Annotated in this window: 13 protein-coding genes; 10 read left to right on the top strand and 3 right to left on the bottom strand. The window is 64.7% G+C overall.

The window, feature by feature from the left end; genetic code table 11:
* Window positions 1-364: transposase (locus ASF71_RS10160; RefSeq protein WP_056299116.1), on the top strand; the 364-nt coding region annotated here is incomplete at its 5' end.
* 205 nt (window positions 365-569) lie between these two features.
* Here ASF71_RS10160 and ASF71_RS23660 read toward each other — a convergent pair.
* Entirely contained in the window at window positions 570-716 is a 147-nt protein-coding gene (locus ASF71_RS23660) for a hypothetical protein (RefSeq protein ID WP_156372717.1), read from the bottom strand.
* Between the two features lie 298 nt (window positions 717-1,014).
* Here ASF71_RS23660 and ASF71_RS10150 point away from each other — a divergent pair, with 298 nt between their 5' ends.
* The 3 genes from ASF71_RS10150 (at window position 1,015) to ASF71_RS10135 (ending at window position 3,091) form a co-directional block, all read left to right on the top strand.
* The gene (locus ASF71_RS10150) at window positions 1,015-1,479 is read left to right on the top strand and encodes a hypothetical protein (protein WP_056299101.1); all 465 of its coding nucleotides are present in this window, start codon (window positions 1,015-1,017) and stop codon (window positions 1,477-1,479) included.
* Window positions 1,480-1,527: 48 nt separating this feature from the next.
* A complete protein-coding gene (locus tag ASF71_RS10145) occupies window positions 1,528-2,121 on the top strand; it encodes a hypothetical protein (RefSeq protein ID WP_056299099.1) in 594 nt (197 codons plus the stop codon).
* 529 nt (window positions 2,122-2,650) lie between these two features.
* Window positions 2,651-3,091, top strand: coding sequence for a hypothetical protein (locus ASF71_RS10135; RefSeq protein ID WP_056299093.1), 441 nt, complete (start codon window positions 2,651-2,653; stop codon window positions 3,089-3,091).
* 55 nt (window positions 3,092-3,146) lie between these two features.
* Here ASF71_RS10135 and ASF71_RS22565 read toward each other — a convergent pair whose 3' ends face one another.
* Window positions 3,147-4,076: a ParB/RepB/Spo0J family partition protein gene (locus tag ASF71_RS22565; RefSeq protein ID WP_082505882.1), complete on the bottom strand. Its 930-nt coding sequence runs from the start codon at window positions 4,074-4,076 to the stop codon at window positions 3,147-3,149.
* Window positions 4,073-5,038, bottom strand: coding sequence for a type II toxin-antitoxin system prevent-host-death family antitoxin (locus ASF71_RS10125; protein WP_082505880.1), 966 nt, complete (start codon window positions 5,036-5,038; stop codon window positions 4,073-4,075). The genes ASF71_RS22565 and ASF71_RS10125 overlap by 4 nt, the downstream gene beginning before the upstream one ends.
* A 239-nt stretch (window positions 5,039-5,277) precedes the next feature.
* Here ASF71_RS10125 and ASF71_RS10120 point away from each other — a divergent pair, with 239 nt between their 5' ends.
* From ASF71_RS10120 to ASF71_RS10080, 6 genes are all read left to right on the top strand, one after another.
* A complete protein-coding gene (locus ASF71_RS10120; RefSeq protein WP_056299084.1) occupies window positions 5,278-6,144 on the top strand; it encodes a ParB/RepB/Spo0J family partition protein in 867 nt (288 codons plus the stop codon).
* 2,534 nt (window positions 6,145-8,678) lie between these two features.
* Window positions 8,679-9,194, top strand: a complete 516-nt coding sequence (locus tag ASF71_RS10105; RefSeq protein WP_056299074.1) for a PcfJ domain-containing protein — start codon at window positions 8,679-8,681, stop codon at window positions 9,192-9,194.
* 99 nt (window positions 9,195-9,293) lie between these two features.
* Window positions 9,294-10,319, top strand: a complete 1,026-nt coding sequence (locus ASF71_RS10100; protein ID WP_056299071.1) for a hypothetical protein — start codon at window positions 9,294-9,296, stop codon at window positions 10,317-10,319.
* A 707-nt stretch (window positions 10,320-11,026) separates the two neighbouring features.
* On the top strand, window positions 11,027-12,091 hold a 1,065-nt coding region (locus ASF71_RS10090), incomplete at its 5' end, for an AAA family ATPase (RefSeq protein WP_156372719.1).
* A gap of 90 nt (window positions 12,092-12,181) precedes the next feature.
* Window positions 12,182-13,516, top strand: coding sequence for a hypothetical protein (locus tag ASF71_RS10085; RefSeq protein WP_056299060.1), 1,335 nt, complete (start codon window positions 12,182-12,184; stop codon window positions 13,514-13,516).
* The gene (locus ASF71_RS10080; protein WP_056299058.1) at window positions 13,446-13,886 is read left to right on the top strand and encodes a hypothetical protein; all 441 of its coding nucleotides are present in this window, start codon (window positions 13,446-13,448) and stop codon (window positions 13,884-13,886) included. The genes ASF71_RS10085 and ASF71_RS10080 overlap by 71 nt, the downstream gene beginning before the upstream one ends.
* The last annotated feature ends 80 nt before the right edge of the window (window positions 13,887-13,966 follow it).

Here is a 13,966-nt window from a genome sequence, read left to right as displayed (position 1 = left end):
GGTTCACACGTGTAGTGCCAGTCCAGCCGAGGTGACGCTTGTTCAGGACACGTTGGACGCCTCATTCGGTATGGATTTCCCCAATCGCCTGATCGGAGACAAGGCTTATGACAGTGATGGTCTGGATGCGGAGTTGGCGGGTCTTGGGATCGAAATGATCGCGCCCAATCGGCGCAATCGCCGGAAGACTCAGGATGGTCGGCCATTGCGCCGCTATCGGCGGCGCTGGAAGGTGGAGCGCACCATCGCCTGGCTCCAGAGCTTTCGGCGTGTCCGCACGCGGGACGAAGTCAAAGCACAGAACTTTCTGGGTATGGTTCAGCTCGCCTGTATCATCATCCTGCTCCGTTTAATTTCCGGATGATCTGTAGNGCGTGTCCGCACGCGGGACGAAGTCAAAGCACAGAACTTTCTGGGTATGGTTCAGCTCGCCTGTATCATCATCCTGCTCCGTTTAATTTCCGGATGATCTGTAGGCTCAACAATCCTTACCTTCCCCCCGCACAGAACTGCGCTGTGCGGGGGAATTTTCGTGGCGCCCTAGGAGGTGCCCTATGTCTCTCCCCTATTCATCCGCCGCTGCGGCCCTGCTTGCCCTGACCCATACGCTGACCCTCTCGGCCGCTCAGGAAAACGACCTCCGCGAGCACGATCTCCCCCGCCTGTGCCTCGATGTGCCCAGTGCCATCTTCCTCGTGACGCTGGGCGGAACCCATCTCCTGATCTCCGCGAGTCCGGAGAGCCAGAAGATCCTCACCTATCACCTTGCGCATCACGCCACTGCCTATCTCCTCGACGAAGGGCAATTCCACCAAGCCACCCCCACCCAGGCGCAGGCGTACTTCAGCCGCCTCCCCCCTGTCTACGTCATCGAGGCACAACCCAACCGCCGCACCCTCGCCCTCCGTGCCCTCAGCGGCAGCCCCACGCCCATCTTTCTCGGCGAGAACGACCCCCTCTACCGCCAGGCGCAACATCTCCTCAAGACCCGCCCCCGCTTTGCCCGGGACGCCGGTGACCAACCGTGTCCACGTGCAGCACCAGCACCGCGTCGTTGCCCTCTACGAACAGCTCGCCGGGCAGTCCTTCCCAGCGCCGACCGGCAACCCCAACTCGGACCTGCAGCCCACAGTCCGTTCCGTGTACCCCAAATCCTGGGCGGCCCAGCGGTATCCCGTCGACGTCGACTACGTCCTCACCCATATGAGCGAACGCGGGAAGTCGACCCTGCTCTTCGAGGCAGCGGACGTCCAGGCCACGTTCGATGCCATCCGGCACGATCCCCTCACCCGGCAGCTCCTGGTTGACACCTCGACCGAGTTCACCCTGCTGGGCCGCTGCACGATCAAGGCCGGCACCTCCTGGCCCGATGCCCTCGCGCAGCTCACGGCGCGCGTTCCCGCCCCGTACCGCTTGCTGCCGGCCTCTGTGGTCCTGCAAGACGCCAAGGGCAAGCGCCTGTTCAATTTCCCCCACTGACCGGGTCGCGGGTCCCTCGCCCGCGTCTCGCGGGCAGACGGCGACCCCATGCATCCCCAGACCTTCCATTTGTCGGCAACCCGCACCCAGGGCCTCCTCCTCCCCACCACTGTCTCAGACGAGCGCGTCCGGGGCCTCCTCACCCTCCCTGCGGAGCTCAGCCTCTCGACCACGGTCATCCGGTGGACGCAGGCCACCAGTGGGGAGATTTCTTTCCCTTCTATCTCTTTCCCGTCCACTCCTCTTCACCCGGTGCTGGAGCAAGGCCTGGCGGCTGTGCTGATCGATCACCTGCCGACCCGCGCCTCCGACCTCCCGAAGGCACCCCCGCTCTGGGGCTGGCTGGAGGACAACCTGCTCTTCCTCGAAGACGGGATGGTCATTTCTCGCTCAAGGCTGGAGAGGAACTACGAGGGTCACCGTTCGCAACGACTGGATGGGAAGACCCCAGAGGCGGATGCTTGGGCGGAACTCAACGCCGCCGCCCTCGGCGAGCGCGAGACGCGCTATAGCCCCGCCCTCGCCTTCTGGGAGGCGATCAAGGCCTGGACCGCCACCCAGGAGGGCAACGGACGGTCTGCCCGTAATCGTCTCGCGCTGGAGTATGTCGGCCAGGCCATGTCCCGCACAGTGCCCCTCTAATGCTGGACCACGACCTACCGGAGATCGGCCCCGCGGAGTTGATTCGCCGGCTGCAGGACCTCGGCCACCCCCACGACACTGCACAGGCTGTCGTCGAAGTGGTCTGTGCGGCCGTTGCTCAGGAGCTCATTGCGGGTCGCAACGTCACCCTGCAAGGCATTGCGGACTTGTGGAGTTGGCCTACTAGAGACTTGTAGATTCNACCTCGGCCACCCCCACGACACTGCACAGGCTGTCGTCGAAGTGGTCTGTGCGGCCGTTGCTCAGGAGCTCATTGCGGGTCGCAACGTCACCCTGAGCTCGCTCGGTACCTTCAGACTCCATCCGTACATGCCTCGCCCCGGTCTGCCCAACGCAGCAGTGACGTTTGAGGCCGCGCCGAAACTCCGAGACTTCCTCGCCCCACCAGCTCAAGTGGTCCCCTGAATCCGGAAGCAAGATCACTTCGGAGCCCAGAGAGGGAGGAAGGGAACGCCGGCCCTATCCGTCACGGTTCTTCCCTCACCCCGTTGGGGTACAGACCCATCCCATGAAGAGTGCACTCTCTCAGGTGGCCGCCGACCTGCGCGGGCTGCCCGTCCACTTCGCCCACTCCCCCTTCGGACCGGCAGCGGTGCACGTCGTCGGCCGAGCGGGTTCGCCTCTGGCCTGGCTGGATGTCTTCATCCACGAGGAGGACTTGCGCGCCCTGGTCCAGGAACTTCCCCAGCACCTGCACGCCCGCCCCCTCTGGACGGTGTGGCCCGAGCGCCAGTGCCCCCTCCCGCTCGACTGGACCTGGGGCTTTCAAGAGGCGCGGCGCCAGATCTTCCCCCGGCAGGGCGTGTACTGCCCAAGCGACCGCCTGGAGCCCACGACCGCATGCGCCCATCCCGATCCTGCGGTGCTCGATGCCCGGCAGCTGGGCATGCTGGCCTACCTCTACGAGCTGGTCGGGCACGGCCAAGCCTGGGGCAACGCGGCTGACTGAGATGAGCGAAAAGGCACCCAAATGCCTCCCCGCTCATCCCAGGACACCTGGTGTCCTATTTCGAGTTGATCAGTTTCTGAAGTTCGCCAAGCAACTCTTCTGCCCTTTTAGCAGCCTGCCCCTGGAGTTTCTCCAATTTTGGTAACAGCTTCCGTGTGGCCTGCACCTGAGACGCCAGCGAGCTGGATGCCACCGGCTGCTGAATCAACCGCCGAAGGTCCGCCGCCGAAAGTTTCTCCTCAATGGCCCGTTCTAGAAGGTGTTGGCGTTGGCTTCCGGTTGCCTTGATCAACTCAATGGCCACCTGAAAAGGAATACGGCGCTCCATGACTGCTGCTCTTTCTTCATCCGTCAGATCCAGTACCTTGACGCGTTTTTGCGACCAGACACTGACGCCAGTTCCATACAAGCGGCGAAGATACATGTCGACCTCAAACTGATCCAGCGCAGGATCCTTCCGAACCGTCACCAGATGCGCGCGCAGTTGCTCGTCAGACATACCGGTGCGCTGTTTCAGAAGCTCAAGACCGATCAGAGACTCTTCGACTAGGTCAAGATCTTCACGCTGGGCATTCTCGACAACGGCCAATTCAAGAGCCAGCTGGTCATTGAGGTCACGAACCAGCGCAGAGATGGTCGGCCGCTGCACAGGACGACCAGCAGCGATGTCTTCCGCTGCGTTGAGTTGTGAAGCGCGCCACCGACGCTCACCGGCAATCAGGGTGTACTGCCCTGGCTGGCCGGGAAGTGGCCGGACCAGAAGAGGTTGCAATACACCGTCTTCCCGGATGGACTGTGCGAGACCAGCCAACCGCTCTGGCTCAAAGGCGTTCGGATTGACGCGTCCCCGCGGGTTGAAATCCGCTTGGGGCTTGATGTGATCAAGCGGAATCTGCTGGAGGACGTCGCCACTGCGCTGACGGGCCAATGCTGAGAGGTCAGTTCCCCGTCGGCCCATCTGCAGTTGTGCAGGAGGCTTGTTCATGGTGCGACCGCGTGTCCAAGTGGCAATCCGACCAGTGAAGCGACTTGAACAGCCAGCTCACCGATATCCTCACTGAACCCGTTCCTCGGCTCGATCAGGACAGCAGGACGATGCTGAAGCGACTGTAGACCAATCAGTCGGTTGGCTTCCCGGACCCTTGGACCGACTGGCGCTAGGTCGCTGTACGTTCCCAACGCCTGGACGACTAGCTTGTGGTAATTCAGGTTCGCCTGAAGACCACTAGGGATGAACATGCAGACACTCAGATCTGGGGACCAGGACCGCGCCGCTGTGATCATTTGAGCGAGTGGCTCTAGATTCTGAAGACCCTTGACGCTGTTCACGGGAACGAGGATGTCGTCGGCCGCTGCCAGCGAAGCGATGAGCAGCGGTCCCATCCCCGGCATGGTGTCGAGCAGTAACACATCATAGGAGAGGTCCTGGGTCGCCTCACGCAACCGTGTGAACCCGGTCCCCTGCATCAACCGAGCAGTCGCGTCACCAAGAAGCTCGTTGGCCGGCCAGAGGTCGAAGTCGAAGATCCGTATTGGCTCCGGCATTCCACCGCGTCCCATCAAGACACCCAGCACAGTGGCCTCAGCAGTCCAGGCTGGTGAGTCCGGATCAAGATGAAGGCCAAGAAATTTGGTTAGGCTTGCCTGAGGATCGAGATCAATGACACCGACACGGAGACCCTGTCGGGCATACCACGCGGCGAGATTGAGCGTCAGCGTGGTCTTCGTTTCGCCCCCAGAGATGTTACTCAATGCGATGCGCTTCATGCCTCTCCTCTGTTTTCCTGCCTGGAGCAGGTGAAAATCTTTGATTGGAACGAGTGCCGCTATCGGCTGGTTGTAGCGTTCGACGATCACGGCTTGCCCACCTGCCACATCGGCCAGTAGCTCGCTGACATTGGCCTGCAGCTCACGCGACTTCACGCGTTTTACAGGTGTCATGCTCATACCTTACAAAAGTTACATAACATTTTGCAAGGTATCTCGAATCTCTGTTACTTGCCGCGTTGAACGGGTGTCCGTAGGTCGGGACACCCGGTGTCCTGAGGCTGGGTTGGCATAGGACACCCGGTGTCCTGAGTCTGGGTTGGCATAGGACACCCGGTGTCCTAGATGTCTTCTGTTCGCGGAAACGGCTCCCTCCCCCGCTGACGCGGGGATTTTTTCTTGGCATCAAGGAGGTCGTCATGACCCTGAAAGGCCATCTGTTCAGCGCGCCACTCGACATCGACATCTGCCAGGTCAACACTGCCCTGATCCGCCCGCCAGACATCACCGAGGTCATGCCCAGCATCGAACAACTCGGCGTCCTACAGAGCGTCCTCCTCAAGCTCAGCGGCAACCCCGAGTACCCCTACGAGATCGTGGACGGCGACCGCCGCGTGAACAGCGCTTTGCACTACCACCTCGACACGGTCCCCGCCATCATCACGGACGGCACCCGCGGCCAGATCGCGGCCGCCAGCGCCATCCTCAACGCTGCCCGCAGTAATAACCCCATCGACGAGGCGCGCAGCTGGAAGATCGCCCTGGAAGAAGGGCAATTCGGAAGCGTCGCCGAACTGGGTAAGCACGTCCACATTGGCGTGCAGACGATCAAGAAGCGCCTCAAGCTGCTGACCCTTCCCGAGGACATCCTCGTCCATGTCGGGGTCAGCGTGGCCGAAGGCGTGGCCGAGAAGATGGCGAACCTCCCGGCCGATTACCAGGCGGACGCCGTTGGTGCTGCCCTACGTCAGCTCGACGCCGGCAAGAAGTTCACGGCCGCCGACCTCAAACTCAGCCAGACCCGGCGGGTCGAGGACCGTGAGGACAGCATCGACGCCCTCTTCGATCTGTCCCCACTGCCACTCCTGGAGATCGCTCACGATCCCGTTCAGGAGCTCGCCACCGAGGTTCAGCGACTGTGCCAGGCTCGGAACGTGCCGCTCGAGCATCTACTGGACTTGCTGCGCCCGACGCCGAGTCTGCCCCTGCCCGCCCCACCGGCCCGGCCGAATAGACCACCGGCGACGGTCCGTGATGGGCGCGTCAACCTCGGCCTCCGCAACTGAAATCCCTGGGGAGGCGCGTCCTCCCCTTCCAAGGAGCTTGACCATGACCACGCTGCTCGACCTTGCCCTCACGCCTGCTCAGGGCGGTCCCCGCGAATGCGGCCCCGGCCGCCAGGCCAGCCACATCTATNGGACCTGCGCGAGCACGCTCAGGCCTCGGCGGACCGGCGCGCCGAGGCTGGGGAGGCGCGTCCTCCCCTTCCAAGGAGCTTGACCATGACCACGCTGCTCGACCTTGCCCTCACGCCTGCTCAGGGCGGTCCCCGCGAATGCGGCCCCGGCCGCCAGGCCAGCCACATCTATACCGAATGCGGTTTCAGTGCTGGTGGGGCGCCCATCGAGCAGTTCCTGATCGACTACCCGATGGCCGTCGACCTCGCCCGGATGGGCTTCAGCACTCAAGGAATGAACCTCATCAAGCGCGGCGACGTGTACCACCTCGTGGACATCATCGGCGCCGAGCATTACCCCCACGTCGCCGACTTCGTCGAGGAGGCCAGAGCCATTGGCATCAGCCGCAAGATTCCCCGAACCGCCGAGTTCTCCAAACTCACCGCCCAATCCACCATGATCTTTATCCACGCCAAAGCGGCCGTGCGGAATGCCCCTAAGGTCGCCGCCGCGACCGGCATCTGGAGCTGCCCCTGCGGCAAAGGCCACCTCCCCACAGAACCCTGTGCCGCTTACCATTGGTACTCTCCGCCCCCTACCGTCGCCGGCACCAGCGTTCGCCGCCTCACGCGCACCAGCTATCAAGTGCGCGCCCTGACCCCCGGGACGGACGAGCTGGAACTCACCAGCGGGTACTTCATGCAGGTGCCCATCAGCAACCTGGCGGTCATCCGCAAGCAGAACGGCAGCGTCGACCAGACCAGCCGCGCCAAGGCGAATCAGGCCAGCCTCCCGGTCATCGACGCCGACAGTTGATCCTCCACCCTGCCCATCCGGCTTCTGCCGCGATGGGCTGTTGTTTTGGGAACACCTTCTTCACCCTCGCGGCCCGCCCCACGGAGACGGGCCTGTTCTCTGGAGGGGTTGCCCCTCCCCTGCAGCGCTCCGCACCACAGGGACCCCCGACCCCATGAGTGAACTTCCCCAGGCCGCGCCCCGCCCCCGTCAGAGCCGTGCCGAGCGCTCCGCGCAACGCCACGACGGTCCCCGCCGCGTCCTCTGGTTCCTCACGTACGGCCAGACCGGACACACCGATCAGGGCAACGCCCAGGACGTGCAATGCCTCTGGATCCGCTACGCAGGCGGCTTCCAGGAATGCATTCCTCTGCCTCTACGCCCCCACAAGGCCTTTGAGACCATGACCTACCCCACTGGTCCCGTCACCGCGCTCTCCCCCGAGATGCAGGCCTTCTTCGCCGAGCACATCGCGCCCCGCATCCCCGCAGAACACCAGGCCCGCGCCCTCAAAGTGCACCTCTTTCCGCATGTCATCCAGGTCACTGGCCTGCGCGATCATCCCTTCACCCCAGGGGTCCGGGAGTTCTACGAACTGACCACCCGCTTCAGCGCCACGAGCCGACTGCCCAGCACCGGCGCGTACGCCCCCGCACGGTTCTGCCGCTTCACCACGGTGCAGGAGCGCACGCGACTCCAACTCAAGGGCAAGCGCCTGCTGCTCCTCGCCCAGGGACGCATCTGGAATATCAGCGCAGGCCGCCTCCCCCGCGAAGTCCAACTCAGCCCCGAGGCCGAACAGGGCGCACGCGACCTCGCCTGGGAGCTCGCCCACGCCCTCTTCAGCCCCGCCCAGCTCCGCCACCTGAAGGCCTATACCGCCCGGCATCCTGACCTCAGCACCTTGCTCTGCGCCATCCGCTTCCCGGCCTTCCTTACCGTTCCCGTCCTGCTCCAGCACGCCCAGTTCACGACCGCCAAGGAACGCCGCCATCTCCTGCGCTATCAGGGCGGTGTCAAAGGCTACCTGCGCCACCTCATCGGCGATCTGCCCCGCGCCACTCATCTCATCACCGGTCTGGACCGACTGGAGTTCGCCCGCGCCCTTCACCGCAGCGGACTGACCTCGCCTGATCTGAAGGCCGCCATCCTCAGACATATCCCCACCGACTCTGCTGGAGCGGTCCCTCATGGACTGGACTTCAAGTGGCTCATCACGCAAGTCGGTGAGCGCGTCGCTGCGGAGAGACTCTTGCACGGCCTCTCGGAACGCGACCGCATCAACGTGACCCCGGCCTTCAAGCGCGCCCTGTTCCCCCCTCGGGTTCGTCCCCCTGTTCGCGTCAGTGCCACCCAGAACCGAGGCTGGGGCTGGGGACATGGCCTTGCCCAGCCGCTCCCACTCAAGGCGCAGGCTCGCCACAAACGCCAGTTCCGCATCGGGGGCCTTGACCTGAGCCAGGTCATCATGCATCTCCGGGACACCCACCATCTGCTGGAAGAGATTCACGTCACCCAACCGGACTTCATGCCGCCGCGGGGCACCCTGCGGGAGGTCCATGACACGCTCGCCCGGATCCATCGCCNACCATCTGCTGGAAGAGATTCACGTCACCCAACCGGACTTCATGCCGCCGCGGGGCACCCTGCGGGAGGTCCATGACACGCTCGCCCGGATCCATCGCCGCCTTCAGCAGGAGAACCGCCAGATTCCCTCGGCCACCGACGAGAGCCACGCGGTTCTGGATCAGAACCTGCTGTGTCCGACGTTCGGCCTCTTGCAGTTCCGCCGGGTGGCGTGGACGCACGACCTCATCGAGACGAGCGAGCGGTTGCACAACTGCGTGTCGGGGTATGCGCGGGCCGCCCTGTGCGGCGAGGTCATCCTTGTCGTGGCTCGAGACGCCTTGAACCTGCCGCGCCTGTGTCTGGAGATCAAGGCCGGGCAGATCATCCAGTACAAGTTGGACCACAACCGGTCTCCCGAGACGGCCGACGATCTCAAGACGGCCGGGTTGTATCTGAAGGTGACTGGCCTGCGCGCGAAGGCCACGGACCTGCGGCAGCTTCCGGAAAATGGCCTCACGGTTCCCGTGCTCACTCCACCCCTTCACCCGGTGCACGAGGACGATCTCCCGTTCTGAGCCACAGCGGGGGCAGGGAAGAGGGACGTGCTCTGCCACGCGCGGTCCTCTGCTGCGGACCCTCCCCTGCGGTACCCCACCGCAGGGAAGCCCCGTCCTATGAGGCAAGCCATCCAGAGATTCCCCTCCACCTTCCCGAGGCGGCTACGACTGTGCCTCAAGGGCGACCGTCTTTTTCTTCTCCCCTGGGGCTTCGTCTGCACTCTCTCCACAGACCGGCTGCGCAGTTCCCAGCATCTGAGTCCCAAGGCGCACCAGCTGCTCCGCGCCCTGGTCTGGGATCTGGCCAGGCGGTACCTCAATCCCGCGCAGTTACGTCACCTGACGGCGTACGCCGCCCATCAGGCCGATCTGTGCATCCTCCTGCGCGCCATCTGCTTTCCCCAGTTGCTGGCGGTCCCCATCCTGCTCGAAGACTTCGAGGCCACCCACGAGGCCGATCCCCGCCTGCTCCGGTACGGCCAACGGAAGGTCAAGCCCTACCTGCGCCACCTGGTCGGCCCTCTGACCGACGCCACGCGCCTCATCACGGACAGTGACCGGCTGGCGTTCGCCTGTGCCCTTCACCGCAGTGGAATGACCTCCCCCGACTTGAAAGCAGCCGTGCTCCGGTGCGTCCCCGCTCACTCGGGCATGAATGTTCCCCACACGCTGGACTTCCGTTGGCTGGTCGAGACGCTGGGAGAGCGCCTGGCCGCCCAGCGCCTTGCGGCCAGTCTCGGCGCACAGATCACGGTGGCCCCCCGCTTCAGGCCCCTGCCACTCTCACAAGCCACGGTTCAGCGGCCGGGCAGTCTCCATCCCCTCACGCTGGCGGCCGCACCATTCAGCAGCCCCAGGTGGGCCTCTCTCCTCAAAAACCATCTTCCCAAACGGCTGTACCGCTCTGTGAACACGAGCAGTGTGACCCACACCGTCGAGGACCTGATCGACACCGCGCATCTCCTGAAACAGCTCCGCGTCTCGCAGCCTACCTTGACCCTCCCGAGCGGCACCCTCCAGGCCGTCTGCGAGAACCTCCGCGAGCGCGACCACCAAACGAGCCGACCACACCGGCCTCACCCATCCGCACCACCGCCCTTCCAGCAGCCTCTCGACAGGCCCGAAGACGACCTTCCGTTTTGAACCCACTTCAGAGGGGGCCTGATCCGGGCACCCTCGCCCTGGCGGGCAGAGGAAAGCAGCATGAACCGAATCGAAGAGCATCTCCAGCTCGCCGCCCGCGCGGGCAGTACGCCAAACTCCTTCACGCACTTCGAGGCGAACGAGGAAATTCCTCCCCAGGCCCGGGCACCGCGGCGCCAGGGAGACGTCAGTTACTACAGCCACGGTCTGGGAGAGGCCGTCTTCCGCCTGTTGAGCGGTGACACCCAACTGTTCGCCAGCCGGCAGGGCAACCTACGTCTCCACGCGCGCACCTCGGACATCCAGGTGGCCGTGCGCGGCCCCGCTCCTGGCTGTGTCATCACAACCTACGTCATGGCGGTCAAGGTCAATTTTCGCGCCACCCCCCTGGCCGCGCTCGCCGAAGCCCTGCTCTTCCCAGACCGCCTGCCGGAAACAGCGCGCGCCCTGAAGACGTTCATCCGCATCTTGAAGCGCCAGGACCTGTCGTACCCCATGCCTGCGATGACCCTCCGGCAATCCACAAACGTGAAGGACGTCAAATTTGCCCTGATGACCCTGACCGACACCCTGGATGCCGAGATGAGTGAGCGCAGCGCCTCCTTCGAACTCGATACTCAGGACGGCGACCCGACCCTGGAGACCGACTTCAATACCCAGGCGCTGCCACAGATCAATCTCGCGACCCTGATCCATCCGCCGCTCCNTCTGCTCCGGGCCATGCTGGGGACGGTGGCCGCAGCGCCTCCTTCGAACTCGATACTCAGGACGGCGACCCGACCCTGGAGACCGACTTCAATACCCAGGCGCTGCCACAGATCAATCTCGCGACCCTGATCCATCCGCCGCTCCGCGTCCGGCCCCAAACGACCCACCGCGACCGGCTCACCCGGCTGACCCGGCGTGGCGGCGTGGCGTTGCTCGTCGGCCCACCCGGCACGTTCAAGACGGAAACGAGCAAGCAGGTCGCCGTCGAGCAAGGCCTGCACCTCGTCATCGCCAAGGGATCCCCTGGGGTCGAGGACCGCGACTTCATCGGGGCGGTCTATCCCACCGCCAACGGGCCGGCGTGGGTAGACGGCCCCATCAGCCGGGCGTTTCTTATGGCAGCGAAAGCACCCACCCTGTTGCTGATCGACGAGGTGCTCCGGTACCTGCCGGAAACCCTGAACGTCCTGATCGGGGCGCTCGATGCCATCAGCACCGCCGAAGCCCTCGCGGTCGGCATCCCGCAGGACATGCTCAGTGGGGGAGAACGCCACTACCTCCTGCCGCTCCCCAATGGCGAGCACCTGGCCTGCCCCGTCCAGAACCTCACCTGGGTGATGACCACCAACCTCGGACAGGATCACCTCCAGACTGCCGACCGGCTGGACGGCGCACTCCTCAGCCGCATCGACCTGACCCTCGAGTACCGGGAGGCCGACGAACAGACCGCCCGCGCCCTCTACCTCCAGGTCGCGGGTGACGAGCGGATAGCGGACGTGGCCTTCGAGGCGGAGCTCGTCACCCGACAGGCGATGAGCACCCCAGGGGCGCTCCCCCTCCGTGCCCTGGATGCCCGCAAGACCATCGCCCTCATCAAGGAAGTCCGGACCCTCGTGGATGAGGGGGAGGAACTCGCGGTTGCGTTCCTGGAGGCCTTCGAAACCGTGGCGTTGCCCTACTGCTGCCCACGCGATCCTCACACGGGCGCCCTTGAGGAAGCCGTCAAGGAAGCCCTGCTCGGGACACTCAGAGAACAGGTGCTGAATGAGCTTCAGGTCGCCTGAGGGGCAAGAGGCCCGCGCAACTCTTCAGGGAACGCGCGTACCCAGGAACAATGCCCCTCCCCCAGCCCCGGCTGGGGATGTTCGTGTAGCATGATCACCCTTCCCACCCTGCAGCCCACCCTCGCCTGGCACCAGCAACTCGCCTGGCGGCGCTACGTCGAGCAGCTCTTCCGTCTCGTCAGTCGCCGTCGTGACTTCCGTCTCGAACTCCAGCGCGGCCGCCTCATTGCCGGGGTCATCCCCGAACAGCGCCGCGTCCTCCTCAACCCCGACCTGATTCCCGTTCCGGCCATGGGGGTGCGCTTCGACCCGCAGACGCCGCATGGCCAGCGGACCCAGCTGCTGCGGGCCATCATGGCGCACGAGGCCGGTCACGTCGTCTTCAGCGCGAGCAAGCCCGCCGGGGAGCTGGGCTGGCTCTGGAATGCCCTGGAGGACGAGCGCATGGAGCGCCTCGTCATGCGGCGCTTCCCGGAACTTTGCAGCGACTTCGACTTCCTCGGCGACGCCATGCTCCTGAAGGATGACCCGGAGCCGATCGACTTTATGACGGCGTGCCTGCGGTGGCGGTGGAGTTATGACCGGCCGGACGTCCCCTTCGAGCTCCAGGCGCAGGATCAGGAGGCCTGGGAACAGGCCCGGCCACTCGTCGAGGAAGCCTGGGAGACCACCCGCGACGGGGTCGAGCGTCTGGCGGCGCAGATCCTGGCCTTGCGCCCTGCACCGCCCGCGGGTGAATCCCCGAAGTCCAGGCCCGAGCTGAGTGCAGATGGTGGAGGCATGAGCGAAGAACAACCCGAGGAGCAGGAGCAAGCGCCAAAGACTGGGGAACCGGGTGAGGACGAAGAAGCAGAGGGTGCCGGTGGGGGAGGGGAGACCTCCGATCCCGAGCAGGACGATGCCCAGGCCGAGGACGAGGCGCGCACTGGAGGGGGAGATTCCTCTGAACAGGAGGACGACGCCCCCGAGGCGCCCGAGACCAGTACAGAACCATCCGGGGCCACGGCGGTCACCTCAGAAGACGAGGAGGATGCCAACGAACAGGGGAGGGGAGAGGTGCCCCTGCCCGCGCCGCCCCCACCCGCTCCCGGCGAAGACCCCAGCCAGGGAGCGTCGGATCACGCTGGTCCGGCCCGCGATCTCAGCCGACGGGAAAGTGCAGAGGAGATCCTCGACCGCATTGAGGTCCACGCTCGGCACCTCACCCGCATCCTCGCCCCGCCCATCCGCCCCGCACATGCCACGCCCCACCGCAGCAAGGGCCGATTCCGCTACGACCGCTACACGCAGGGTGCGGAGAAATACTTCGGCCGCAAGGTCGGCGCGCCTGAACGCTGCACAGGAAGCCGCCCTGATGCTGGCCCGTGCAGCGAATCTCGCCGGCAGCCGCCTGCAGGTCGTCAGCTTCGACTACAAGGCCTATGAGACTGTGCCCGTGGACATGCCCTGGGCCGAGAGTGTGGACGCCATTGCCGGCCTGGAGGCCAAGGGGGGGACCCTACTCTCGAGTGCCCTCCGACTCGTCCTGGCAGGTGAACGTCGACTGGACGAGCGGGAAGTCATCGCCATTATCTGCGACGGCGAACTCGTGGCGTACGACCGCGTCATGTGTGGCCTGCTGCTCGGTGAGCAGCAGCGAGAGCACCGCACCATCGTTCCCCTCCTGATCGGGGAAGGCATTCAGGGACTGGCGATCTGGGAGGCACTGTTCGGAACCGCGGTGCCCGTGCACGACACGGAGAACATCGCTCGCACGTTGTTTCAGATCCTGACCCGATTGCGCGACCAGATGTAGCCCGCAGCGTCTCTGGTTTTGCCGAGGTCGTCTCTGAAGGTGTCTTTGCGTCCCCCCACCTGCTTTTCCCTCACGCGGTT

The organism is Deinococcus sp. Leaf326, from assembly GCF_001424185.1.
Lineage (GTDB): Bacteria > Deinococcota > Deinococci > Deinococcales > Deinococcaceae > Deinococcus.
Note: the sequence above shows the minus strand (reverse complement) of the source record. Positions and strands in the feature narration are given on the sequence as shown.